Below are 25,052 nucleotides of genomic sequence, written 5' to 3'. Positions count from 1 at the left end.
CTTAACACATGGGACTCGAAGAAAAGCTGCCGAGCGGATTCCTGCTGACCACCGTCGAGCAGGCCGCGGGCTGGGTGCGCAAGGCGTCCGTCTTCCCGGCCACATTCGGACTCGCCTGCTGCGCCATCGAGATGATGACCACCGGCGCCGGCCGCTACGACCTGGCGCGCTTCGGCATGGAGGTCTTCCGCGGTTCGCCCCGCCAGGCGGACCTGATGATCGTGGCCGGCCGGGTGAGCCAGAAGATGGCGCCGGTGCTGCGCCAGGTCTACGACCAGATGCCGAACCCCAAGTGGGTGATCTCCATGGGGGTCTGCGCCTCCTCGGGCGGCATGTTCAACAACTACGCGATCGTCCAGGGCGTCGACCACGTCGTCCCGGTCGACATCTATCTCCCGGGCTGCCCGCCACGGCCCGAGATGCTGATGGACGCCATCCTCAAGCTGCACCAGAAGATCCAGACCTCCAAGCTCGGCGTGAACGCCGAGGAGGCGGCCCGCGAGGCGGAGGAAGCGGCGCTCAAGGCCCTGCCCACGATCGAGATGAAGGGGCTGCTGCGGTGAGCGACGTGAACGGCACCAACGGAGCGTCGAACGGGGTCAACCCCGAGAAGGACCTCGGCGCCTCCAACCTCCCCGGCCAGCGCGGCGAGGGCGGCGAGGAGATCCGCGTCCAGCGCGGCATGTTCGGCGCCAACAACGGCGGCGACACCTCCGGCTACGGCGGTCTGGTCCGCTCGGTCCGCCTCCCGGGGCCCGCGGCCCGCCCCTACGGCGGCTGGTTCGACGAGGTCGCCGACGAGCTGGAAGGCGCCCTGGAGGAGCAGGGACTGCTCCCCGAGAACGCCATCGAGAAGACGGTCGTCGACCGCGGCGAACTCACCTTCCACATCGAGCGCGAGCACCTGCTGCGCGTCGCCCGCACCCTGCGCGACGACCCGGCCCTGCGCTTCGAACTCTGTACCGGCGTCAGCGGGGTCCACTACCTGCACGACAAGGGCCGCGAGCTGCACGCCGTCTACCACCTGCGCTCGATCACCCACAACCGGCTGATCCGCCTCGAAGTCAGCGCCCCGGACGCCGACCCGAAGATCCCTTCCCTGGTCTCCGTCTATCCCACCAACGACTGGCACGAGCGCGAGACCTACGACTTCTTCGGGATCGTCTTCGACGGTCACCCGGCCCTGACGCGGATCATGATGCCGGACGACTGGCAGGGCCATCCGCAGCGCAAGGACTACCCCCTCGGCGGCATCCCCGTCGAGTACAAGGGCGCCCAGATCCCGGCTCCGGACCAGCGGAGGTCGTACTCGTGAGCACGCAGCCAGCATCCGCGGCCTCCGCCGCTTCGGCCCGCGAGACCACCGAGGGCACCGTATACACGGTCACCGGTGGCGACTGGGACGAGGTCGTCCAGTCCGCGGCCCGCGCCGACGACGAGCGCATCGTCGTCAACATGGGTCCCCAGCACCCCTCCACCCATGGAGTGCTCCGCCTGATCCTGGAGATCGAGGGCGAGACGGTCACCGAGGCCCGCTGCGGCATCGGCTACCTGCACACCGGCATCGAGAAGAACCTCGAGTTCCGCACGTGGACGCAGGGCACCACGTTCGTGACGCGCATGGACTACCTGACGTCCTTCTTCAACGAGACCGCCTACTGCCTCGCCGTCGAGAAGCTCCTCGGCATCGAGGACCAGATCACCGAGCGGGCAGAGATCATCCGGGTGCTCCTGATGGAGCTGAACCGGATGTCCTCGCACCTGGTGTGCATCGCCACCGGCGGCATGGAACTCGGCGCCACCACGATCATGATCTACGGATTCCGTGATCGTGAAATGATTCTCGACATCTACGAGCTCATCACGGGCCTGCGCATGAACCACGCGTACATCCGGCCCGGCGGACTCGCGCAGGACCTGCCGCCCGGCGCGGTGGACCACATCCGCGAGTTCGTGAAGAAGATGAAGAAGAACCTCCCGGAGTACGACAAGCTCGCCACCGGGAACCCCATCTTCAAGGCCCGTATGCAGGACGTCGGCTATCTCGACCTGGCCGGCTGCATGGCCCTCGGCGCCACCGGCCCGATCCTGCGCTCCACCGGCCTGCCGCACGACCTGCGCAAGACGCAGCCGTACTGCGGCTACGAGACGTACGACTTCGACGTCCCGACCGCCGACTCCTGCGACTCCTACGGCCGCTTCCTGGTCCGCCTGGAGGAGATGCGCCAGTCGCTCGGGATCATCGAGCAGTGCCTGGACCGGCTGCAGCCCGGCCCGGTCATGGTCGCCGACAAGAAGATCGCCTGGCCCGCCCAGCTCGCCCTGGGACCGGACGGGCTCGGCAACTCCCTCGACCACATCAAGAAGATCATGGGCACTTCCATGGAGGCCCTGATCCACCACTTCAAGCTGGTCACCGAGGGCTTCCGCGTCCCGCCGGGACAGGCGTACGCGGCCGTCGAGTCGCCCAAGGGCGAGCTCGGGGTGCATGCCGTGTCCGACGGTGGCACCCGCCCCTACCGGGTCCACTTCCGCGACCCGTCCTTCACCAACCTGCAGGCCATGGCGGCGATGTGCGAGGGCGGCCAGGTCGCCGACGTCATCGTCGCCGTCGCGTCCATCGACCCCGTGATGGGAGGCGTCGACCGGTGACCACCAGTTCCTCTGGCGTCAGCCTGGGCATGCCCGAACTGCCCGCGCCCGCCTACCCGGACGACGTCCGAGCCCGGCTCGAGGCGGACGCGCGCGAGGTGATCGCCCGCTACCCCGACTCCCGCTCGGCGCTCCTGCCGTTGCTGCATCTCGTGCAGGCGGAGGAGGGCCATGTCACGCGCACCGGAATGCAGTTCTGCGCGGACGTGCTGGGGCTGACCACGGCCGAGGTGACCGCGGTCGCCACCTTCTACACCATGTACCGGCGCAAGCCGTCCGGTGACTACCAGGTGGGCGTCTGCACCAACACCCTGTGCGCGGTGATGGGCGGTGACGCGATCTTCGAGGAGCTCCAGGAGCACCTGGGCGTCGGCAATGGTGAGACCACCGACGACGGCAAGGTCACCCTGGAGCACATCGAGTGCAACGCGGCCTGCGACTTCGCGCCCGTGGTGATGGTCAACTGGGAGTTCTTCGACAACCAGTCCCCGGCCAGCGCCAAGCGCCTCGTCGACGACCTGCGCGCGGGACGGCCGGTCGAGCCCACGCGCGGGGCGCGCCTGTGCACCTTCAAGGAGACCGCGCGGATTCTGGCCGGCTTCCCCGACGAGCGGCCAGGGGCCGTCGAGGAGAGCGGCAGTGCGGGACCGGCGTCGCTGGTGGGCCTTCGCCTGGCAAGGGGAGAGGCCGCACCCGCGCGCGTGGTCCATCCGCGGGACGGCGGCCCGCACGAGGACGAGCCGCAGGACAGGGCAGTGCACGAGCCGTCGCCGACCGAGCACCTGAGCTCACACGATGCGCCGCAGGACACGTCGGCCTCCGACCCGGCCCACCCGGCAGGGCCTACCGCCGAGGAGGGGGAGTGATGACCTTGGCACCCGAGCTGAAAGACACCAGCCCCGAGAAGCTGCTCGCGCCGGTGCTGTCGGCCTTCTGGGACGAGGACAGGTCCTGGACGCTGGACGTCTACCGAAGGCACGAGGGCTACGAGGGGCTCCGCAAGGCGCTCGCGATGTCCCCAGACGACCTGATCGCGTACGTCAAGGACTCCGGGTTGCGTGGCCGGGGCGGCGCGGGATTCCCGACGGGAATGAAATGGCAGTTCATTCCCCAAGGGGATGGAAAGCCGCACTATCTAGTTGTCAACGCCGACGAGTCGGAGCCGGGAACCTGCAAGGACATCCCGCTCCTCTTCGCGAACCCGCACAGCCTCATCGAGGGCATTGTCATCGCGTGTTATGCCATCAGGTCGTCGCATGCCTTCATCTATCTGCGTGGTGAAGTCGTCCCCGTATTGCGGCGGTTGCACGAGGCCGTGCGCGAGGCCTACGAAGCCGGCTACCTCGGCGAGAACATCCTGGGCAGCGGCCTGAACCTCCAGCTCACCGTGCACGCCGGCGCCGGCGCGTACATCTGCGGTGAGGAGACCGCACTGCTCGACTCGCTCGAAGGCCGCCGGGGTCAACCGCGGCTTCGTCCCCCTTTCCCTGCGGTGGCGGGCCTCTATGCGTGCCCGACTGTTGTGAACAACGTCGAGTCGATCGCGTCGGTTCCCGCGATTCTGCATCGGGGCAAAGAATGGTTCCGGTCGATGGGCAGCGAGAAGTCCCCGGGCTTCACGCTCTACTCGCTCAGCGGCCATGTCGCGAGCCCCGGCCAGTACGAGGCGCCGCTCGGCATCACACTGCGCCAGCTGCTCGAGATGAGCGGCGGCATGCGGCCGGGCCACCGCCTCAAGTTCTGGACGCCGGGCGGTTCTTCGACGCCGATGTTCACCGACGAGCACCTCGACGTACCCCTTGACTACGAGGGTGTGGGCGCCGCCGGTTCCATGCTCGGCACCAAGGCCCTGCAGTGCTTCGACGAGACGACCTGCGTCGTCCGCGCCGTCACCCGCTGGACCGAGTTCTACGCCCACGAGTCCTGCGGCAAGTGCACACCGTGCCGCGAAGGGACGTACTGGCTCGTGCAGTTGCTGCGCGACATCGAGGCCGGCAAGGGCGTGATGTCCGACCTCGACAAGCTGAACGACATCGCCGACAACATCAACGGCAAGTCGTTCTGCGCCCTCGGCGACGGCGCCGCCTCGCCGATCTTCTCCTCGCTCAAGTACTTCCGTGAGGAGTACGAGCAGCACATCACGGGCCGCGGGTGCCCCTTCGACCCGGCCAAGTCGACGGCCTGGGCCGACCGCACGGAGGTGAACGCATGACGGTGACCACGAGCGCTCCCTCGGGTGGGGGAGAGGCGGCGGTCCCGCCGGAAGATCTCGTCTCGCTGACGATCGACGGCGCCGAGATCAGCGTGCCCAAGGGCACCCTGGTCATCCGGGCCGCCGAGCAACTCGGCATCGAGATCCCCCGGTTCTGCGACCATCCCCTGCTCGACCCGGCCGGCGCCTGCCGCCAGTGCATCGTCGAGGTCGAGGGCCAGCGCAAGCCGATGGCGTCCTGCACCATCACGTGCACGGACGGCATGGTGGTGAAGACCCACCTCACCTCGCCGGTCGCCGAGAAGGCCCAGCACGGTGTGATGGAGCTCCTCCTCATCAACCACCCCCTGGACTGCCCGGTCTGCGACAAGGGCGGCGAGTGCCCCCTGCAGAACCAGGCCATGTCGCACGGGCAGGCCGAGTCCCGCTTCGAGGGCAAGAAGCGGACGTACGAGAAGCCCGTCCCGATCTCCACGCAGGTGCTGCTCGACCGTGAGCGGTGCGTCCTGTGCGCCCGGTGCACCCGGTTCTCCAACCAGGTCGCGGGCGACCCGATGATCGAGCTGCTGGAGCGGGGCGCGCTGCAGCAGGTCGGTACCGGCGAGGGCGACCCCTTCGAGTCGTACTTCTCCGGCAACACCATCCAGATCTGCCCGGTCGGCGCGCTCACTTCGGCGGCGTACCGATTCCGCTCCCGCCCCTTCGACCTGGTCTCCTCGCCGTCGGTCTGCGAGCACTGCTCCGGCGGCTGCGCGACCCGCACCGACCACCGGCGCGGCAAGGTCATGCGGCGCCTCGCGGCCAACGACCCCGAGGTCAACGAGGAGTGGATCTGCGACAAGGGGCGGTTCGCCTTCCGGTACGCGCAGCAGCGCGACCGGCTGCAGACGCCGCTGGTACGCAACGCCGAAGGTGAACTGGAGCCCGCCTCCTGGCCGGAGGCCTTGCAGATCGCCGCACAGGGCCTGCTCGCCTCGCGCGGCCGCACCGGTGTCCTCACCGGTGGCCGCCTCACCATCGAAGACGCCTACGCGTACAGCAAGTTCGCGCGCGTGGCACTGGACACGAACGACATCGACTTCCGCGCGCGCGTGCACAGCGGCGAGGAATCCGACTTCCTCGCCGCCAAGGTCGCCGGTCGCGGTCGTGATCTCGACGGTACGGGCGTCACGTACACCTCCCTGGAGAAGGCACCCGCCGTCCTGCTGGTCGGATTCGAGGCCGAGGAGGAGGCGCCCGGCGTCTTCCTGAGGCTGCGCAAGGCCTGGCGCAAGCACGGGCAGAAGGTGTTCTCGCTGGCCACGCACTCCACGCGCGGTCTGGAGAAGGCCGGCGGCATGCTGCTGCCGGCGGCTCCCGGCACCGAGACCGAGTGGCTGGACGCGCTCGCGAGCGGGGTCGGACTGGAGGAGCCCGGCGGGCAGGCCGCCCAGGCGCTGCGCGCCGAGGGCTCGGTGATCGTCGTCGGCGAGCGGCTGGCCGCGGTGGCGGGCGGACTGACCGCCGCGGTACGGGCCGCGTCCGCGACCGGCGCCCGGCTGGTGTGGATCCCGCGGCGGGCCGGTGAGCGCGGCGCCGTCGAGGCGGGCGCGCTGCCGTCGCTGCTGCCGGGCGGACGCCCGGCCACCGACCCACGCGCGCGTGACGAGGTCGCCGCCGTCTGGGGCCTGGCCGAACTCCCGCACCGCTACGGCCGCGACACGAGCCAGATCGTCGAGGCCGCCGCGTCCGGCGAGCTGCAGGCGCTGCTGGTCGCGGGCGTCGAGGTCACCGATCTGCCCGACCCGGCACGCGCGCGTGAAGCACTTCACGAGGCCGGCTTCGTGGTGTCGCTGGAGCTGCGGCCCAGTGAGGTCAGCGAGCACGCCGACGTCGTGCTTCCCGTCGCCGCGGTCGCCGAGAAAGCCGGCACCTTCCTCAACTGGGAGGGCCGGGTGCGCTTCTTCGAGGCCGCGCTCAAGCCCGATCAGATGACCCGCCGCCTCGCGCCGACCGACGCACGCGTGCTGCAGATGCTGGCCGACGCCATGGACGTACACCTGGGTCTGCCGGATCTGCGCACCGTACGCGCGGAGATCGACCGGCTCGGTGCCTGGGACGGCCCGCGCGCCACCGAACCCCTGGAGACCGCGGGCCAGCTGCCGCGGCCCGCCGCCGGGGAGGCCGTGCTCGCAGGGCACCGGCTCCTCCTCGACCAGGGCGTCCTCCAGGAGGGCGACGAGGCGCTCGCCGGAACGCGGCACGCCGCCCACGCGCGCGTGTCGGCCGCGACGGCCGCCGAAGCCGGCGTCAAGGACGGCGACCTCATCGCCGTGACCGGTCCCTCGGGCTCGGCCGAACTCCCGCTGCAGGTCACCGAGATGCCCGACCGCGTGGTCTGGCTCCCGCTGAACTCCGTCGGCAGGGGCGTCGCTTCCGACACGGGGGCGCTGCCCGGCGCCCTCGTCCGCATCGGCCCGGCGACGCTCGTCGGCGCGGCCCCCGAGGAGGTGGAGGCATGAGCCCGTACCTCGCCGCTGAAGACCTCTCGATGTTCGGCCGCGACCCCTGGTGGCTGGTCGTCGTCAAGGCGGTGTTCTGCTTCGCCTTCCTGATGGTGACCGTGCTGTTCTCCATCGTCTGGGAGCGCAAGGTCGTCGCCTGGATGCAGCTGCGCATCGGCCCCAACCGGCACGGCCCCTGGGGCATGCTCCAGTCGCTCGCCGACGGCATCAAGCTGATGCTCAAGGAAGACATCATCGTCAAACGCGCGGACAAGGTCGTCTACGTCCTCGCACCGATCGTCGCGGCCATCCCGGCCTTCATGGCGATCGCGGTGATCCCCTTCGGCCCGGCCGACAACGAGATCTCCATCTTCGGCACCCGCACCACGATGCAGCTCACCGACCTGCCGATCGCGATGCTCTACATCCTCGCGATCGCCTCCGTCGGCATCTACGGCATCGTCCTTGCGGGTTGGAGTTCCGGATCCACCTACCCGCTGCTGGGCGGCCTCCGCTCCTGCGCGCAGATGATCTCGTACGAGATCGCGATGGGCGCGGCCTTCGCCTCCGTGTTCCTCTACTCGGGGTCGATGTCGACCTCGACGATCGTCGAGCAGCAGCACGACCGCTGGTACATCCTGCTGCTGCCGGTCTCCTTCATCCTCTACATCGTCACGATGGTCGGCGAGACCAACCGCGCCCCCTTCGACATGCCGGAGTCCGAGGGCGACCTGGTCGGCGGCTTCAACACCGAGTACTCGTCGATCAAGTTCGCGATGTTCATGCTCGCCGAGTACGTCAACATGGTGACGGTCTCGGCCGTGTCGACCACGCTCTTCCTCGGCGGCTGGCGCGCCCCCTGGCCGATCAGCACCTTCTGGGAGGGCGCCAACCACGGCTGGTGGCCGCTGCTCTGGTTCGTGATCAAGGTGCAGCTGCTGCTGTTCTTCTTCATCTGGCTGCGCGGCACGCTGCCTCGCGTCCGCTACGACCAGCTGATGAAGCTCGGCTGGAAGGTCCTCATCCCGGTCTCCGTGGTCTGGCTGATGCTGGTCGCGACCGTGCGGGCGCTGAGGAACGAGAACTACGACTTCGCCGACATCGCCCTCTACATCGGCGGCGGCGTCCTCGCCCTGCTGCTCCTGTCCTTCGTCGCCGACATGTTCCGCGAGAAGGCGAAGGAGACCGAGCAGGCCGTCGAGGAACCCGCCGGATTCGACCCGATGGCGGGCGGATTCCCCGTACCGCCCCTGCCGGGACAGGAGTTGCCGGCGGTGCCGAGGCGCCGTCCGCGCCGCGAGCGGGAGCTCATTGTCAGTGGCGGGTCGGATACTGCCAGTGACGGATCTTCGGATGGAAAGGAGGCGTCCGATGGCTGAGGAGCCCAAGGAGACCAAGCCCGGTTTCATGAACCCCGTGGCCGGCTTCGGCGTGACCTTCAAGGCCATGTTCAAGAAGCGGCTGACCGAGCAGTACCCGGAGCAGCAGAAGACCACAGCCCCCCGGTTCCACGGACGGCACCAGCTCAACCGCCATCCGGACGGCCTGGAGAAGTGCGTCGGCTGCGAGCTGTGCGCCTGGGCCTGCCCCGCCGACGCCATCTACGTGGAGGGCGCGGACAACACGGACGAGGAGCGCTACTCGCCGGGCGAACGGTACGGCCGCGTCTATCAGATCAACTACGCCCGCTGCATCCTGTGCGGCCTGTGCATCGAGGCGTGCCCCACGCGCGCGCTGACGATGACCAACGAGTTCGAGCTCGCCGACAGCAGCCGCGCCAACCTCATCTACACCAAGGAGCAGCTGCTCGCCGGCCTCGAAGAGGGCATGGTCGACAGCCCGCACGCCATCTACCCGGGGATGGACGAGCAGGACTACTACCGGGGACTGGTGACGGAGGCCGCGCCCGGCACGGAGCCCCAAACCGCCGTATCGAAGGGCGAAAAGCCTGAAGAAGAGGAGGTGCAGGCATGAGCGCTCTCGCCGCCTACTCCACCTCCACCGGAGAGGCCTTCCAGTTCTGGGTCCTCGGCAGCGTCGCGGTGATCGGAGCCCTGGCCACCGTGTTCATGAAGCGGGCCGTGCACAGCGCGCTGTCACTGGCCGCCACCATGATCATCCTGGCGATCTTCTACCTCGCCAACGGCGCCTACTTCCTGGGCATCGTGCAGATCGTCGTCTACACCGGCGCGATCATGATGCTGTTCCTGTTCGTGGTGATGCTCGTCGGCGTGACGGCCGCGGACTCGCTGAAGGAGACCATCAAGGGCCAGCGCTGGCTGGCCCTTCTCTGCGGGCTCGGCTTCGGCATCCTGCTGCTCGCCGGGATCGGCAACGCCTCCCTCAACGAGTTCAACGGCCTGAGCCAGGCGAACGCCAACGGCAACGTGGAGGGTCTCGCGACCCTCATCTTCACCAAGTACGTCTTCGCCTTCGAAATCACCGGCGCCCTGCTGATCACGGCCGCCGTCGGCGCCATGGTGCTCACACACCGCGAGCGCACCGAGCGCGCCAAGACGCAGCGTGAGCTGTCCGAACAGCGCGTCCGCGAGGGCAAGCACGTACCGCCGCTGCCGGCGCCCGGCGTGTACGCCCGGCACAACGCGGTGGACATCGCGGGCCTGCTGCCCGACGGCACCCCGTCGGAGCTCACCGTCAGCAAGACGCTGCGCGAGCGCGGCCAGATCCGTGACGTGTCCGCCGAGGCGCTCAACGACCTGCGGGCGCTGGAGCAGCGCGCGGAGGAGCGACTGGAGCGGACCGAGATCGAGCCCGCCACCTTCAAGCGTGAGGAGGCGTCGAAGTGAACCCGGTCAACTACCTCTATCTGTCCGCCCTGTTGTTCACGATCGGCGCGACGGGCGTGCTGATCAGGCGCAACGCGATCGTCGTGTTCATGTGCATCGAGCTGATGCTGAACGCCTGCAACCTCGCGTTCGTCACCTTCTCCCGGATGCACGGCAATCTCGACGGCCAGATCATCGCCTTCTTCACGATGGTCGTCGCCGCCGCGGAGGTCGTGGTCGGGCTCGCGATCATCGTGTCCCTGTTCCGTTCCCGCCACTCGGCCTCGGTCGACGACGCCAGCCTGATGAAGCTCTGAGGGGTCGCTGAATCGTGGAGAACCTGATTGCGCTGCTGGTGGCGGCGCCACTGCTCGGAGCGGCCGTACTGCTGTGCGGCGGCCGGCGCCTCGACGCCGTCGGCCACTGGATCGGCACGGTCCTGGCCGGCACCTCCTTCGTCATCGGCGTCGTCCTCTTCGCCGACCTGCTCGGCAAGGACGCCGAACACCGGACCCTGATGCAGCACCTGTACACCTGGATCCCGGTCGAGAGCTTCCAGGCGGACGTCACCTTCCGCCTGGACCAGTTGTCGATGACGTTCGTCCTGCTGATCACCGGTGTCGGCTCGCTGATCCACCTGTACTCGGTCGGGTACATGGAGCACGACGAGCGCCGCCGCCGCTTCTTCGGCTACCTGAACCTGTTCCTCGCGGCGATGCTGCTGCTGGTCCTCGCCGACAACTACCTGCTGCTGTACGTCGGTTGGGAGGGCGTGGGCCTCGCGTCCTACCTGCTGATCGGCTTCTGGCAGCACAAGCCCAGCGCGGCGACCGCGGCGAAGAAGGCCTTCCTGGTCAACCGCGTCGGCGACATGGGCCTGTCCATCGCCATCATGCTGATGTTCGCGACGTTCGGCACCTTCGCCTTCGGGCCGGTGTTCGACAGCGTCGGCGACACCAGCGAAGGCAAGCTCACGGCCATCGGTCTGATGCTCCTGCTCGCCGCCTGCGGCAAGTCCGCCCAGGTGCCGCTGCAGTCCTGGCTCGGGGACGCGATGGAGGGCCCGACCCCGGTCTCGGCCCTCATCCACGCCGCGACGATGGTGACCGCGGGCGTCTACCTGATCGTCCGCTCCGCAGCCATCTTCAACGCCGCGCCCGACGCGCAGCTGGCGGTCACCGTGGTCGGTGCCGTCACGCTCCTGTTCGGTGCGATCGTCGGTTGCGCGAAGGACGACATCAAGAAGGCACTGGCCGGCTCGACCATGTCGCAGATCGGCTACATGGTCCTCGCCGCCGGCCTCGGCCCCATCGGCTACGTATTCGCGATCATGCACCTGGTGACGCACGGCTTCTTCAAGGCCGGGCTCTTCCTCGGCGCCGGTTCGGTCATGCACGGCATGAACGACGAGGTGGACATGAGGAAGTACGGCGGCCTCAGGAAGTACATGCCGGTCACGTTCATCACGTTCGGCCTCGGCTACCTCGCCATCATCGGCTTCCCGGGTCTGTCCGGCTTCTTCTCCAAGGACAAGATCATCGAGGCCGCCTTCGCGAAGGGCGGCACCGAGGGCTGGATCCTCGGCGGCTGCGCACTGCTGGGCGCGGCCATCACGGCGTACTACATGACGCGCGTGATGCTGATGACGTTCTTCGGAGAGGAGCGTTGGAGGAACCAGCCGACCCGCTCCCCGCAGGCGCCGAGCGCTGAGCCCGCCGCCGAGCACCACGGCGAGCACGCGGAGCCGCACCCGCACGAGTCGCCCAAGACCATGACGATCCCCATGATCGTGCTGGCCTTCGGGTCCGTCGCGGCGGGCTTCCTGTTCAACCTGAACAGCAGCTTCCTGCACTGGCTCGAGCCGATCACCGGCCACGAGGAGGGCGACTCGCCGGTCAGCGCCCTCACGGTCACGCTGGCCACCATGGTCGTCCTGGTGATCGGCGTGGGCATCGCATACGCCCAGTACGGCCGCCGCCCGGTCCCGGTCGTCGCCCCGCGCGGCTCGCTGCTCACCCGGGCCGCCCGCCGCGACCTGCTGCAGGACGACTTCAACCACGTCGTCCTGGTCCGCGGCGGCGAACACCTCACGCGCTCCCTGGTGTACGTCGACCACACCCTGGTCGACGGCGTCGTCAACGGCACGGCGGCGTCCGTCGGGGGCCTGTCCGGACGGATGCGCAAGCTGCAGAACGGCTTCGCGCGGTCGTACGCGGTCTCGATGTTCGGCGGTGCGGCGGTCCTCATCGCCGCGACCCTGCTGATGAGGGCGGTCTGATACCGATGTCCTTTCCTCTGCTGACAGCGACGGCGGTGCTCCCGGCGATCGGGGCGATCGCCACGGCCGCCGTGCCGGCCGCGCAGCGCACCGCAGCCAAATGGCTCGCGCTGATCGTCTCGCTCGCCACCCTCGCCCTCGCGATCACCGTCCTGGTCCGCTTCGACCCGGACGGCGGGCGTTACCAACTGACCGAATCCCACGCCTGGATCGCGGACTTCGGGGTCCGGTACGAACTGGGCGTGGACGGCATCGCGGTGGCGCTGATCGCGCTGACCGCCCTGCTGATCCCGTTCATCATCCTCGCGGGCTGGCACGACGCCGACCCGCTGGAGACCGGAAGCAGGCGGTGGCGGCCGACGCAGGGCTTCTTCGCCCTGATCCTCGGCGTCGAGGCGATGGTGATCATCTCCTTCGAGGCCACCGACGTCTTCCTCTTCTACATCTTCTTCGAAGCCATGCTGATCCCGATGTACTTCCTCATCGGCGGCTTCGGGGACCGTGCCCACGAGCACGGCGAGGAGGCGGCGTCGACGCAGCGGTCGTACGCGGCCGTGAAGTTCCTCCTCTACAACCTGGTCGGCGGCCTCATCATGCTGGCCGCGGTGATCGGCCTGTACGTGGTCGCCGGGAACTTCAGCCTCCAGGAGATCGCCGAGGCCCGCGCCAACGGCTCGCTGCACATGGCGACGAACACCGAACGCTGGCTGTTCCTCGGCTTCTTCTTCGCCTTCGCGGTGAAGGCGCCGCTGTGGCCGCTGCACACCTGGCTGCCCAACGCCATGCAGGAGTCCACCGCTCCGGTCGCCGTCCTCATCACGGCGGTCGTCGACAAGGTGGGCACCTTCGCGATGCTCCGCTTCTGCCTCCAGCTCTTCCCGGAGGCGTCGAAGTGGGCGACGCCCGTGATCCTCGTACTCGCCCTGATCAGCATCGTCTACGGGGCGCTGCTGGCCGTCGGCCAGCGGGACATCAAGCGGCTGGTGGCGTACGCGTCGATCTCGCACTTCGGCTTCATCATCATGGGCATCTTCGCGATGACCAGCCAGGGCCAGTCCGGCGCGACGCTCTACATGGTCAACCACGGTATTTCCACCGCCGCGTTGATGCTGGTGGCGGGCTTCCTGATCTCCCGGCGCGGCTCGCGGCTCATCGCCGACTACGGCGGTGTGCAGAAGGTCGCCCCGGTGCTCGCCGGCACCTTCCTGGTCGGCAGCCTGGCGACCCTGTCGCTCCCCGGTCTCGCGCCGTTCGTGAGTGAGTTCCTGGTCCTGGTCGGCACGTTCACGCGCTATCCGGCGATCGGGATCATCGCGACCTTCGGCATCGTGCTCGCCGCGCTCTACACCCTCGTCCTCTACCAGCGGACGATGACGGGCCCGGTGAAGCAGGAGGTCTCCGCGATGCCGGACCTCAGGGCCCGTGAACTCGTGGTCGTCGCCCCGCTGATCGTGCTGCTGATCTTCCTGGGCGTCTACCCGAAGCCGGTCACCGACATCGTCAACCCGGCGGTGAAGTCGACCCTGTCCGACGTACACAAGAAGGACCCCAAGCCCTCGGTGGAGGCGGCCAAGTGAGCGCAACAGCCGTCCACAGCCTGTGGACAACGGCGGCAACCGCGGCCGATCCGATCTCGAAGATCCCCGCGCCGAAGATCGAATACGGGCAACTGTCGCCCACCTTGATCGTCGTGGGCGCGGCGGTCGTCGGGGTGCTGATCGAGGCGTTCGTGCCGCGCAAGTCCCGTTACTACGCCCAGGTGTTCGTGTCCGCGGTCGCGCTCTGCGCCGCCTTCGCGGCGGTCGTGGCGCTCGCGGCCGACGGGTACGGCACCACCAAGGCGCACATCGCGGCGATGGGCGCGATCGCGGTCGACGGACCGTCCCTGTTCCTGCAGGGCACGATCCTGCTGGCCGGCCTCGTCGGCCTGTTCACCTTCGCCGAGCGGCGCCTGGACCCGGTGGTGCACGGCAACCGGGTCGACTCGTTCGCCGCGCAGGCCGCGTCCGTGCCGGGCAGCGACAGCGAAAAGGCCGCGGTGAAGGCCGGGTTCACCACCACAGAGGTGTTCCCGCTGCTGCTCTTCGCGATCTCCGGCATGCTGGTCTTCCCGTCGGCCAACGATCTGCTGACGCTCTTCGTGGCCCTCGAGGTCTTCTCGCTGCCGCTCTACCTCCTGTGCGCCGTGGCCCGCCGCAAGCGGCTCATGTCGCAGGAGGCCGCGGTCAAGTACTTCCTGCTCGGCGCCTTCGCCTCCGCGTTCACGCTGTTCGGCATCGCGCTGCTCTACGGCTACGCGGGCTCGGTGTCGTACGCGACGATCGCGCAGGTCGTCGACGGCACGGTCACCAACGTCGACCCGGCGCTCGCCGACACCATGGGCAACGACGCGCTGCTGCTGGTCGGCGGCGCGATGATCGTCATGGGTCTGCTGTTCAAGGTCGGCGCCGTCCCGTTCCACATGTGGACGCCGGACGTCTACCAGGGCGCACCGACCCCGGTGACCGGGTTCATGGCGGCGGCGACGAAGGTGGCGGCGTTCGGCGCGCTGCTCCGCCTGCTGTACGTCGTCCTGCCGGGCCTGCGCTGGGACTGGCGGCCGGTCATGTGGGCCGTCGCGATCGTCACCATGCTCGGCGGTGCGATCGTCGCGATCACGCAGACCGACATCAAGCGGCTCCTGGCGTACTCGTCAATTGCGCACGCCGGATTCATCCTTGCGGGTGTCATTGCGACGTCGAAGGACGGCGTCTCGTCGGTCCTCTTCTACCTGGGCGCGTACTCCTTCGTGACCATCGGTGCCTTCGCCGTGGTGACGCTGGTGCGCGACGCGGGCGGCGAGGCGACGCACCTGTCCAAGTGGGCGGGGCTCGGCCGCCGTTCACCGCTGGTGGCAGCCGTGTTCGCGGTGTTCCTGCTGGCCTTCGCCGGCATTCCGCTGACCTCGGGCTTCGCTGGGAAGTTCGCCGTGTTCAAGGCGGCGGCGGAGGGCGGGGCGGCCCCGCTGGTCGTGGTCGGTGTGATCTCGTCCGCGATCGCGGCGTTCTTCTACATCCGCGTGATCGTGCTGATGTTCTTCAGCGAGCCGCGGCCCGAGGGCCCGACGGTCGCCGTGCCGTCGCCGCTGACGATGACGGCGATCGGGCTCGGTGTCGTGGTCACGCTGGTGCTCGGTGTGGCGCCGCAGTACTTCCTGGACCTGGCGAGCCAGGCGGGAGTGTTCGTGCGCTGACCTGCACGAACCTGCGTTGTGTGGGCGTGGGCCCCGGTTCTCGAACGGGAACCGGGGCCCTTTCCCATGAGGAATCTGGTACGGGGCTGTGGATAACTCCTGGGCTGTCAGTGCGGGCCCCTATCGTGGAGGCAGTGGTCGAGGGACGACGTACGGGGGACAGGACTATGGGTGGGATGGGCGGGATCAGCGAGATGCCAGGGGTGACCGAGAGCGAGGCGCTCGCCACGCTGCACCGGGTCTTCGGATACGAGGCCTTCCGCGGCGAGCAGGAAGCGGTCATCGAGCATGTGGTGGCCGGCGGCGACGCCGTGGTCCTCATGCCGACCGGCGGCGGCAAGTCGCTGTGCTACCAGATCCCGGCCCTGGTCAGACCAGGTACGGGCGTCGTGGTCTCGCCACTCATCGCGCTGATGCAGGACCAGGTGGACGCGCTGCGGGCGCTCGGCGTGCGCGCCGGGTTCATGAACTCCACGCAGGACTTCGACGAGCGCAGGGTGGTCGAGGCCGAGTTCCTGGCCGGCGAGCTGGACCTGCTGTACCTGGCGCCGGAGCGGCTGCGGCTCGACTCCACGCTCGACCTTCTCTCCCGTGGCAAGATCTCGGTCTTCGCGATCGACGAGGCGCACTGCGTGTCCCAGTGGGGCCACGACTTCCGCCCCGACTACCTCTCCCTCTCCCTGCTCGGCGAGCGCTGGCCCGACGTCCCGCGGATCGCGCTCACCGCGACGGCCACGCGTGCGACGCACCAGGAGATCACCCAGCGGCTGCACATGCCGACGGCCCGGCACTTCGTGGCGAGCTTCGACCGGCCGAACATCCAGTACCGGATCGTGCCCAAGGCCGACCCCAAGAAGCAGCTGCTGAGCTTCCTGCGCGAGGAGCACGCGGGCGACGCGGGCATCGTGTACTGCCTGTCCCGCAAGTCCGTGGAGGCGACGGCGGAGTTCCTTTCGCGCAACGGCATCGAGGCGGTGCCGTACCACGCGGGCCTGGACGCGGGCACACGCGCGGCGCACCAGTCCCGCTTCCTGCGCGAGGAGGGCCTGATCGTGGTCGCGACCATCGCCTTCGGCATGGGCATCGACAAGCCGGACGTCCGCTTCGTCGCCCACCTCGACCTGCCCAAGTCGGTCGAGGGCTACTACCAGGAGACGGGCCGCGCGGGCCGCGACGGGCAGCAGTCGACTGCCTGGATGGCATATGGCCTCAACGACGTCATACAGCAGCGCAAGCTGATCCAGTCGGGCGAGGGCGACGAGGCCTTCCGGCGCCGGGCCGCCGCCCACCTGGACTCGATGCTGGCGCTGTGCGAGACCGCCCAGTGCCGCAGAGGTCAGCTGCTCGCCTACTTCGGCCAGGACCCCGATCCCGCGGGCTGCGGCAACTGCGACACCTGCCTGACCCCGCCCGAGACCATGGACGGCACGATCGCGGCCCAGAAGGTGCTGTCGACGGTGGTGCGGCTGCAGCGGGAGCGGGGGCAGAAGTTCGGCGCGGTGCAGATCGTCGACATCCTGCTGGGGAAGCGCACCGGCAAGGTCATCCAGTTCGACCACGACCAGCTCTCCGTGTTCGGCATCGGCGAGGAGCTCACCGAGGGCGAATGGCGCGGTGTCGTACGGCAGTTGCTGGCGCAGGGGCTGCTCGCGGTCGAGGGTGAGTACGGCACGCTGGTGCTGACCGAGGCCAGCGGCTCGGTGCTGCGGCGCGAGCGGGAGGTGCCGCTGCGCAAGGAGCCGAAGAAGCCGGTGACCTCGCGGTCCGCTTCGTCCTCGGGCAAGGGTGAGCGCAAGGCGAAGGCCGCGGCGGCCGAGCTGCCCGAGGAACTGCAGCCGGCGTTCGAGGCGCTGCGGGCCTGGCGCGGGGAGCAGGCCCGGGAGCAGGGCGTCCCCGCGTACGTGATCTTCCACGACGCCACGCTTCGGGAGATCGTGACGTTGTGGCCCACGTCGGTGGCGCAGCTCGGGACGGTCGGCGGGGTGGGCGAGAAGAAGCTGGTGACGTACGGGGAAGGTGTGTTGGCGGTGCTGGCCTCGCTGGGCGAGGGGCCCGGCTCGGCACCTGCAGCCGGCTCGGTTTCGGCACCTGTCTCGGCTCCGACGGTGGGCGACGACCCCGGCGCCGACGACTGGCCCGAGATGGACGCGGAGCCGGAGCCGGAGGACTGGATATAGGGGAGCCGGTTGCCCGGGTCGGGCATCGGTGACCCGGGGTGGCGGGCGGTCGGGCGAGTGCAGACGGACGGTGAGGCGGTCGCGTCACCACGGCGCGACCGCCGCGATCGGCCACTGCGGGCCGGATGCCGGGGAGGCAGCCGCTACAGCGCGCGTGCCGCGTACGCCCTGACGTCCGCGTCCGAGTCCGTCGTGGCCGTGGCAAGGGCTGCGCGGGCGTCCTCGGTGTGGCTGTGCCGGGTCAGGGCGAGCACGGCGGCCTTGCGTACGTCGGCGTTCTGGTCTGCCAGGGCCTTGGTGAGGGCGGGGACTGCCACGTCCGGCTCGGCGGCGGACAGCGCGGTTGCCGCGCCCGACCTGACCTGCCAGGCCGAGGCGGACAGCGCGGCCACGGCACGTGCGGCGAGCGGTGCCGGGCAGCCGCTGGTGCCGAGCGCACCGTAGGCGGCGCCCTGCACCAGGGCGTCGGGGTCACCGGTGAGGTAGGCCAGCGCGGCGAGCGCCGCGTCGAGGTCGCCGGACGGGTCTGCGGCACCTTCCGCAGTCCCAACCCGGCCCGCCCACACGGTCGCCAAGGCCTTGGCGATGGTGACGCGGACCTCGCGGGACGGGTCGGTGGTGGCGGCCCGGGCCAGTTCCGCGGCGGCGTCCACCGAGACGAGTGCGCGGACGGCCTCGATGCGGACGGGGATGTCCGAGTCCGTCAGGGCCCTGGTGAACAGCGCTGCGTCACCCAGGCGCAGGGCACGCAGCACGTCGAGCGAGGCGGCGCGGACGACGGGGTCGGGCTCGGTCAGTGCGGCGGCGAGGCCGTCGCGGAGGGCGGGTTCCGCGCGCAGCGTCTCGACGAGCTCGCGCAGGGACGCGGCGGCCGCGGCCCGGACCTCGGCGGCGCTGTCGCGGAGGGCCTCGGCGAGGGCGGGACCCGTTCCCGGCGGCACCGTCTCGGTGAGGACGGCGACGGCCTCACGGCGGACGGCGGGTGCCGGATCGGTCAAGTAGGGCCGAAGGGCGTCGAGTTCGGGCTCCTCCTCGGCGAGGGCGACGAGCTCCAGGAGGCGGGCCGAAGCCTGTCCGGGATCGGGGAGCGGGGACTCGGCGCCCGCGGCCCCGGCTCCGGCTCCGGCAGCGACCGGCGTCGCGCCTTGCGCCCCGGACGCCACCGGCGCCACGTCGCGCGAGCCGGCTGTGGCCACGTCCTCGGCATGGACCTCGCCGAGGTGACGGGAAGGGCCGCCGACGGGGGTGAACTCGTCGACGGGAACCAGATACGGAGCCACGGGTCGAGCCGTGAACTCCATCGCACCGGAGGGGGACTTGTGCAGGTCGAGGTGGTGGAACCAGGAGGCGTCGTCGCGCTCGGGGTGGTCGAGCCGGTCGTGGTAGAGGCCCCAGCGGGACTCCGTGCGGGCGAGCGAGGCGCGCGCGGCCATCTCCGCGCAGTCGCGGATGAAGGTGACCTCGGCGCAGCGCATCAGCTCGTGCGGGGTCCGGGCACCCATCTCCGCGATGTCGGCGTGCATCCGTTCGAAGGACTCGAGGGCCAGGGACAGCCGGGCACCGGACTTCGGCGGGGCCACGTAGTCGTTCACGAAGCGGCGCAGTTTGTACTCGACCTGGGTCTGCGGCGGGCCGTCCGGGTTGTGCAGCGGGCGGTAGATCAGTGCGTGCGCCTCGCGGAGCTGGTCGGCGGGCAACTCCCCTTCGTACGGCGCGTACTGGGACGCGTCCGCGCCCGCCAGGTCGCCGAAGACGAACGCGCCGATCATGTAGTTGTGCGGCACGCAGGCCAGGTCGCCGGCGGCGTACAGCCGGGGGACGGTCGTACGGGCGTGGTCGTCGACCCGTACGCCCGAGGCCGAATGGCCGCCGCACAGGCCGATTTCGGAGATGTGCATCTCGATGTCGTGGGTGCGGTAGTCGTGGCCGCGGCCGGAGTGGAAAGTCCCGCGCGTGGGCCGCTCCGTCGAGTGCAGGATCGACTCCAGGGCGGAGATCGACTCCTCCGGGAGGTGGCTGAGCTTCAGGTACACCGGCCCGCGGTCACTGGCGACCTCCGCCGCGAACTCGGCCATCATCTGCCCCGACCAGTAGTCGGAGTCGACGAAGCGTTCGCCGTGCCGGTTGACCTGGTAGCCCCCGAAGGGGTTGGCGACATAGGCGCAGGCGGGGCCGTTGTAGTCCTTGATCAGCGGGTTGATCTGGAAGCACTCGATGCCGGTGAGCTCGGCTCCCGCGTGGTACGCCATCGCGTAACCGTCGCCCGCGTTCGTCGGGTTCTCGTACGTGCCGTACAAGTAGCCGGAAGCCGGGAGTCCCAGGCGGCCGCAGGCGCCGGTCGCGAGGATCACCGCGCCCGCGCGCACCACCACGAACGCGCCGGTGCGCGTGTTGAAGCCGACCGCCCCCACGGCCCGCCCGTCGTCCGGAGACGTCAGCACACGTACCGGCATCACCCGGTTCTCGATGCGGATCTTCTCCCGCATCTCGCGTCGCCGCAGCTGCCGGTAGAGGACCTTCTTGACGTCCTTGCCCTCCGGCATCGGCAGCACGTAGGAGCCGGAGCGGTGGACCTGGCGGACCGCGTAGTCGCCGTGCTCGTCCTTCTCGAACTTCACGCCGTACGACTCGAGGCGCTGCACCATGCCGAAGCCGCGGGTGGCGGTCTGGCGGACGGTGGACTGGTCGACGATGCCGTCGTTGGCGCGGGTGATCTCGGCGACGTAGTCGTCGGGTTCGGCGCGGCCGGGGATGACCGCGTTGTTGACGCCGTCCATGCCCATGGCGAGCGCGCCGGAATGGCGGACGTGCGCCTTCTCCAGGAGGAGGACGTCGGCGCCGTGCTCGGCGGCGGTCAGGGCGGCCATGGTGCCGGCGGTACCACCGCCGACGACCAGGACGTCGCAGCTGATCTCCTCCGCGTCGGTGAGCGCGGGGATCTCCAGGGGCGTGTTCACGGGGGTGGTCACCGGGGGGCCTTTCAGGAACCGAGCGAGGTGAGGACGTCGCGCCGCAACGCCACGCGCGCGGGATCGTCGTGCGCCGTACGGTCGCGCGGGCGCGGCACGTCGCGTACGGCGGTCAGCCGGCCGTTGCCGAGGAGGGCGACGCGGTCGCCGAGCAAGAGGGCCTCGTCGACGTCATGGGTGACGAAGACGACGGTCGCGCCCGTGCCCTGCAACACCTCGACCAGCAGGTCCTGCATGCCGGCGCGGGTCTGGGCGTCGAGGGCGCCGAAGGGTTCGTCCATGAGGACGGCGCGGGGCGCCCCCGCCAACGCGCGGGCCAGCTGGGCCCGCCCGCGCTGTCCGCCGGAGACGCGGTGCGGCAACTGCCGTGCGTGGTCGGCGAGTCCGACCCGCGCGAGCCAGGACTCGGCCTGCTGCCTGCGCTCGGCGCGCGGCAACCGCTTGATGGCGAGGGGCAGTTCGACGTTCGCGCGGAGGGTGCGCCAGGGCAGCAGGGCGTCCTCCTGGAAGACCAGGGCACGGTCGGCGGCGGGGCCCGTCAGCGGGCTCCCGTCCTGGCTGATCTCCCCGGCCAGCGGGGACAACAGTCCGGCCAGCGTCCGCAGCAGCGTCGACTTGCCGCAGCCGGACGGGCCGACCACGGTGAGGATCTCGCCGGGCGCCACATCCAGGTCGACGCCGGCCAGGACCGGGGCGTCCGGGCGGCCGAGGCCGGCGCCGCGGAGGGTGAGCCGTGTACCGCGTACGACTGTCGGCGTCTTCGTCCCGGCGAGCGGTTTGGTGGTCACTTCGGTGTCAGACGAGGTGCTCATCGCGTGCCTCCTCGGTCGACGGGGCGGTCTCGGTCTTCGTGGGTACGGAGGTGACGGCCACCCGGGCCGGGCGGGGCCGCCCGGCGGGGAGGTACGACGTACGCGGCAGCCAGCGTGTGAGGCGGCGGCCCAGGAGCTCCACGGCCGTGGAGGTGATCCAGCCGAGCAGGCCGATCGTGACCATGCCGACGAAGACGCCCGCGTAGTTGACGACGGTGTAGTCCTGCCAGGTGCGGTAGCCGACGCCGTACTGGCCGGAGATCATCTCGGCGGAGATCACACAGATCCACGAGACGCCGATGCCGACCGAGAGGCCGCCGAAGATGCCCGGCAGCGCGCCCGGCAGGACGACCGAGCCGAGGATCCGCCACCGGCCGCCGCCCATCGTCAGCACCGCCTCCTCCCACACCGGAGTCAGTGCGCGGACCGCGTGCCGGGTGGAGACCAGCACGGGGAAGAAGGCGGCCGTGCAGGTGATGAAGACGATGCCCTGTTCGTTGGAGGGGAAGAGGAGGATCGCGACGGGGACGAGGGCGATCGCCGGGATCGGGCGGATCACCTCGAGGACGGGGCCGAGCAGGTCCTCGGCGAGGCGGGAGCGCGCCACGAGCACGCCCGTCGCCACGCCGAGCACGGCGGCGAGGAGGAAGCCGGTGAGTATGCGGGTGAGGCTGTCGGTGAGGTCCGTCCAGTAGTCGGGGCCGGACAGCCGGTCGGCGAAGGCGCGGGCCACGTCGGTGACCGTCGGGAACTGCGAGAAGCGCAGCCACAGGTCGACCTTCAGCCCGGCCAGCAGCTGCCAGGCGCCGAGGGCCGCCGCCAGCGAGGCGACCCGCAGGGCGAGCCGGCCCACGCCCCGCGGGTAGCGGAGCGCGAACCTGCCCTTCCGGTGCGGTTGCCGGGTCACGACGCCTGTCCCAGCGCGTCGGCGTACGTGATGATGCGGGCGCCTCCGTGCCCGGCGACGTATGTCTTCGCGGTCGCCGGTGCGACGAAGGGGAGGAGCCGGCCGCCGTCGGCCACCCAGACCGCCTTGTCGGCGAACCACAGGGTGCCGGTGGTGGCGTCGGGGACGTAGGCCGCGCGGATCCCGTCCTTGTGCTTGCCCACGTAACTCAGCAGCTCGGCGGGCGACTTGAAGGAGGTCGTCTTATCGGCGCCCTTCGGCCACACCTCGCTCGCGGCCGCCGGGGGCGTCGCCGAGAGGCGCTCGGTGTAGCGCGCGCCGAGGGCCTTCTTGACGTACTGGTCGTCGACGAAGGAGTCCACGTCGATGTCGCCGGTCAGCTTGGCCGACTTCAGGACCGAGACGTCCTTCTTCAGCGCGGAGACGAGCTGCGGCTTGACCGCAGGGTCGAAGGTGGAGATGCCGTAGGCGCCGTTGTAGAGGTAGACGACCTCGGCGGGCAGTCCGGTGGCCTCGGCGACCTTCTCGGCGGCGGTGACGGGGTGGTCGTTGAGATAGTCCGTGGCCTCGGCCTGGGCTTTCAAGAACGCCTCCAGGACGGCCGGCCGCTGCTGGGCGAAGTCCTCGCGGGCCGTGACGCCGTGGAAGGTGGGGAGCTTCAGCTGGGCACCGTCGTACAGGGCCTTCGCCTTGCCCTGGAAGGTGAGCAGGCCGGGCCAGGCGACGAACTGCGACAGGGCGTCCGCGCTGCCCGCCGACAGCGCCGAAGCACCCACCGCGGGCTGCTGGTTGAGCTTCTCGATGCCCTTGTCCGGGTCGATGCCGGCGCGCTGCAGGGCCCGTACGAGCGTGCCGTCGGCGGCGGAGCCGACGCTCGTGGAGACCTTCTTGCCCTTCAGATCCGTGAGGGACGCCAGCTTCGAGTTCGGGGAGGTGACGATGGTGTTGAGACCACCGCGGAGGTTGTAGCCGGTGACCGAGACCAGGTGCGTCGGTTTGCCGAGCTGCTTGCCGCGGGCCGCGTTGATGAGCAGCGGGAAGTCGCCCATCGAACCGATGTCGATCTTCCCGGCGGTCATCTGGGCGGTGATGGGGGCGCCGGTGGCGTAGTCCTGCCAGTCGACCTTGTAGTGCTTGCCGTCGCCGAGTGAGTTCAGCTCCTTCTCGAAGTAGCCGAGGGAGCGCAGGAGGGTGCCGGCGGTGACCGTGTTGATGGTCTTGGACTGGTAGCCGACGGTGATGGTGACGGTGGAGCCGTCGCCCGCCTCGGCGCTGCCGCCGCAGGCGGTCAGAGGGAGCAGAAGGAGGGCGGCGGATGCGGCAAGTGCCGTGCGTTTCATGGGAGTTCGGGACCTTTCACCGGAGCAGGTAGGGCATGTTGACCGTGACGGCTCCGGTGGGACAGCGGGCCGCGCACGGGCCGCAGTACCAGCACTCGTCGACGTGCATGTACGCCTTGCCGCTGCTCTCGTCGATGGCGAGGGAGTCCAGCGGGCACATGTCCACACAGAGCGTGCAGCCGTCGATGCACTTCGACTCGTCGATGGTCACGGGCACGTCGGCCCGCTGGGGCGCCAAGGGCATGGCTGTCTCCAGGAAGGTCCAGCTCGGAAGGCAGGGGTTCGGGTCAGAGGGAGCGGTGCAGCAGGCCGCTCATCGTGATGCGGTCGCCGCGGAAGCGGATGAACTCCAGGTCGACCGGGCGGCCGTCCGCGAGGTGCGTGAGCCGTTCCAGCATGAGGACGGCCGCGCCGCGCGGGGCTTCGAGTACGGCGGCGGAGTGGGTGTCCGCGTTCACCGCCTCCAGGGTGATCTCGGCGTGCCCGAGACGCCGGCCGGTGATCGTCTCCAGGAGGCGGAAGACGTCGGTGTTCTCCAGGTCGGCACCGAGCAGGGCGGTGCCGATGTCGAGCGGGATGTAGGTGAGGTCGAGGGAGAGCGGGAGGCCGTTCAGTCGGCGCAGACGTTCGATGTAGAGGACGTCGGTGCCGGGCTGGACGCGGAGGCGTTCGGCCACCGGGGCGGGTGCGGGGGCGGGGCCCATCGTGCGGACCTCGTTGGTGACCGTGCCGTGCTCGTGGAGGGTTTCCGCGAGCCCCATCAGACGGTCGAGCCCGTGCGGGTACTTCTGGGCGACCACCACGGTGCCGACACCGGGCAGCCGGTCCACCAGCCCCTCGGCCCTCAGCAGGTCCAGGGCCTGGCGGACGGTGTTGCGGGTGGCGCGGTAGTCCGTGGCGAGGACCGTCTCGTGGGGGAGGGTGCCGGCCGGGAAGCCGCCCGCCAGGAGCTGGTGGCGGAGCAGGTCGGCGAGCTGCCTGGCCTGGTCGGCGCGCAGCCGACGCCGCGCACGGTGGGCGGCGACGGTGGTCGCGCCCTGGCCGGCGTGGTCTCGGATGCGGTCGCTGGGTGGCATGTTTTGAACCATAGCGATCCGGTGGGGAAAGTCGTGTTGCCGGATTGTTGCGCCACCTGCCGAGGCGTCAGACAGGGCCTTGACCTGGGGAAACAGCGGTCACTGGGGAAGATCTGCCACAAGTGGCG

General features: G+C 69.8%; 20 protein-coding genes. 14 read left to right on the top strand and 6 right to left on the bottom strand.

What is annotated here, in order from left to right:
• Positions 1–8: 8 nt before the first annotated feature.
• From ABZ880_RS21815 to recQ, 14 genes are all read left to right on the top strand, one after another.
• Positions 9–563 (top strand): NADH-quinone oxidoreductase subunit B family protein, encoded by a 555-nt coding sequence (locus ABZ880_RS21815; protein WP_361265313.1) that lies wholly within the window; start codon positions 9–11, stop codon positions 561–563.
• Positions 560–1,315 carry an NADH-quinone oxidoreductase subunit C gene (locus tag ABZ880_RS21810; protein WP_361265310.1) on the top strand — a complete coding sequence of 252 codons (756 nt, stop codon included), beginning with the start codon at positions 560–562 and terminating at the stop codon, positions 1,313–1,315. Before ABZ880_RS21815 ends, ABZ880_RS21810 begins: the two co-directional genes overlap by 4 nt.
• Positions 1,312–2,652: an NADH-quinone oxidoreductase subunit D gene (locus ABZ880_RS21805; protein WP_361265307.1), complete on the top strand. Its 1,341-nt coding sequence runs from the start codon at positions 1,312–1,314 to the stop codon at positions 2,650–2,652. Before ABZ880_RS21810 ends, ABZ880_RS21805 begins: the two co-directional genes overlap by 4 nt.
• Entirely contained in the window at positions 2,649–3,518 is an 870-nt protein-coding gene (gene nuoE / locus ABZ880_RS21800) for an NADH-quinone oxidoreductase subunit NuoE (protein WP_361265304.1), read from the top strand. Before ABZ880_RS21805 ends, nuoE begins: the two co-directional genes overlap by 4 nt.
• Positions 3,518–4,864, top strand: coding sequence for an NADH-quinone oxidoreductase subunit NuoF (nuoF, locus tag ABZ880_RS21795; protein WP_361265301.1), 1,347 nt, complete (start codon positions 3,518–3,520; stop codon positions 4,862–4,864). Before nuoE ends, nuoF begins: the two co-directional genes overlap by 1 nt.
• Complete coding sequence (locus ABZ880_RS21790) at positions 4,861–7,365, top strand: NADH-quinone oxidoreductase subunit G (protein WP_361265298.1); 2,505 nt, start codon at positions 4,861–4,863, stop codon at positions 7,363–7,365. The genes nuoF and ABZ880_RS21790 overlap by 4 nt, the downstream gene beginning before the upstream one ends.
• The gene (nuoH, locus tag ABZ880_RS21785; protein WP_361265295.1) at positions 7,362–8,726 is read left to right on the top strand and encodes an NADH-quinone oxidoreductase subunit NuoH; all 1,365 of its coding nucleotides are present in this window, start codon (positions 7,362–7,364) and stop codon (positions 8,724–8,726) included. The genes ABZ880_RS21790 and nuoH overlap by 4 nt, the downstream gene beginning before the upstream one ends.
• Entirely contained in the window at positions 8,719–9,321 is a 603-nt protein-coding gene (nuoI, locus tag ABZ880_RS21780) for an NADH-quinone oxidoreductase subunit NuoI (RefSeq protein ID WP_361265292.1), read from the top strand. The genes nuoH and nuoI overlap by 8 nt, the downstream gene beginning before the upstream one ends.
• Positions 9,318–10,154, top strand: a complete 837-nt coding sequence (locus ABZ880_RS21775; protein ID WP_361265289.1) for an NADH-quinone oxidoreductase subunit J — start codon at positions 9,318–9,320, stop codon at positions 10,152–10,154. Before nuoI ends, ABZ880_RS21775 begins: the two co-directional genes overlap by 4 nt.
• Positions 10,151–10,450 carry an NADH-quinone oxidoreductase subunit NuoK gene (nuoK, locus tag ABZ880_RS21770; RefSeq protein ID WP_242779136.1) on the top strand — a complete coding sequence of 100 codons (300 nt, stop codon included), beginning with the start codon at positions 10,151–10,153 and terminating at the stop codon, positions 10,448–10,450. The genes ABZ880_RS21775 and nuoK overlap by 4 nt, the downstream gene beginning before the upstream one ends.
• Before the next feature lie 14 nt (positions 10,451–10,464).
• On the top strand, positions 10,465–12,411 hold the full coding sequence (nuoL, locus tag ABZ880_RS21765; protein ID WP_361265287.1) for an NADH-quinone oxidoreductase subunit L: 1,947 nt from the start codon (positions 10,465–10,467) through the stop codon (positions 12,409–12,411).
• Between the two features lie 5 nt (positions 12,412–12,416).
• Entirely contained in the window at positions 12,417–13,988 is a 1,572-nt protein-coding gene (locus ABZ880_RS21760; RefSeq protein WP_361265284.1) for an NADH-quinone oxidoreductase subunit M, read from the top strand.
• Positions 13,985–15,643, top strand: a complete 1,659-nt coding sequence (gene nuoN / locus ABZ880_RS21755; RefSeq protein ID WP_361265281.1) for an NADH-quinone oxidoreductase subunit NuoN — start codon at positions 13,985–13,987, stop codon at positions 15,641–15,643. Before ABZ880_RS21760 ends, nuoN begins: the two co-directional genes overlap by 4 nt.
• A 167-nt stretch (positions 15,644–15,810) precedes the next feature.
• Positions 15,811–17,820 (top strand): DNA helicase RecQ, encoded by a 2,010-nt coding sequence (recQ, locus tag ABZ880_RS21750; protein ID WP_361265278.1) that lies wholly within the window; start codon positions 15,811–15,813, stop codon positions 17,818–17,820.
• Positions 17,821–17,963: 143 nt separating this feature from the next.
• Here the strand turns inward: recQ and ABZ880_RS21745 are convergent, their stop codons facing one another.
• The 6 genes from ABZ880_RS21745 to ABZ880_RS21720 are packed head-to-tail and all read right to left on the bottom strand — an operon-like array spanning position 17,964 to position 24,924.
• Positions 17,964–20,789, bottom strand: a complete 2,826-nt coding sequence (locus tag ABZ880_RS21745; RefSeq protein ID WP_361265275.1) for a fumarate reductase/succinate dehydrogenase flavoprotein subunit — start codon at positions 20,787–20,789, stop codon at positions 17,964–17,966.
• Between the two features lie 11 nt (positions 20,790–20,800).
• Entirely contained in the window at positions 20,801–21,601 is an 801-nt protein-coding gene (locus ABZ880_RS21740; RefSeq protein WP_361265272.1) for an ABC transporter ATP-binding protein, read from the bottom strand.
• On the bottom strand, positions 21,585–22,454 hold the full coding sequence (locus ABZ880_RS21735) for an ABC transporter permease (protein ID WP_361265663.1): 870 nt from the start codon (positions 22,452–22,454) through the stop codon (positions 21,585–21,587). The genes ABZ880_RS21740 and ABZ880_RS21735 overlap by 17 nt, the downstream gene beginning before the upstream one ends.
• Positions 22,455–22,504: 50 nt before the next feature.
• Positions 22,505–23,848 carry an ABC transporter substrate-binding protein gene (locus ABZ880_RS21730; RefSeq protein WP_361265269.1) on the bottom strand — a complete coding sequence of 448 codons (1,344 nt, stop codon included), beginning with the start codon at positions 23,846–23,848 and terminating at the stop codon, positions 22,505–22,507.
• A 16-nt stretch (positions 23,849–23,864) separates the two neighbouring features.
• Positions 23,865–24,092 carry a ferredoxin family protein gene (locus tag ABZ880_RS21725; protein WP_030347217.1) on the bottom strand — a complete coding sequence of 76 codons (228 nt, stop codon included), beginning with the start codon at positions 24,090–24,092 and terminating at the stop codon, positions 23,865–23,867.
• Positions 24,093–24,135: 43 nt separating this feature from the next.
• Positions 24,136–24,924: a GntR family transcriptional regulator gene (locus ABZ880_RS21720; protein WP_361265266.1), complete on the bottom strand. Its 789-nt coding sequence runs from the start codon at positions 24,922–24,924 to the stop codon at positions 24,136–24,138.
• Positions 24,925–25,052: the final 128 nt, after the last annotated feature.

Source organism: Streptomyces sp. NPDC047043 (genome assembly GCF_040644055.1).
Classification (GTDB): domain Bacteria; phylum Actinomycetota; class Actinomycetes; order Streptomycetales; family Streptomycetaceae; genus Streptomyces.
The sequence above is the reverse complement of the archived record's forward strand: the minus strand, read 5'-3'. Positions and strand labels throughout refer to the sequence as shown.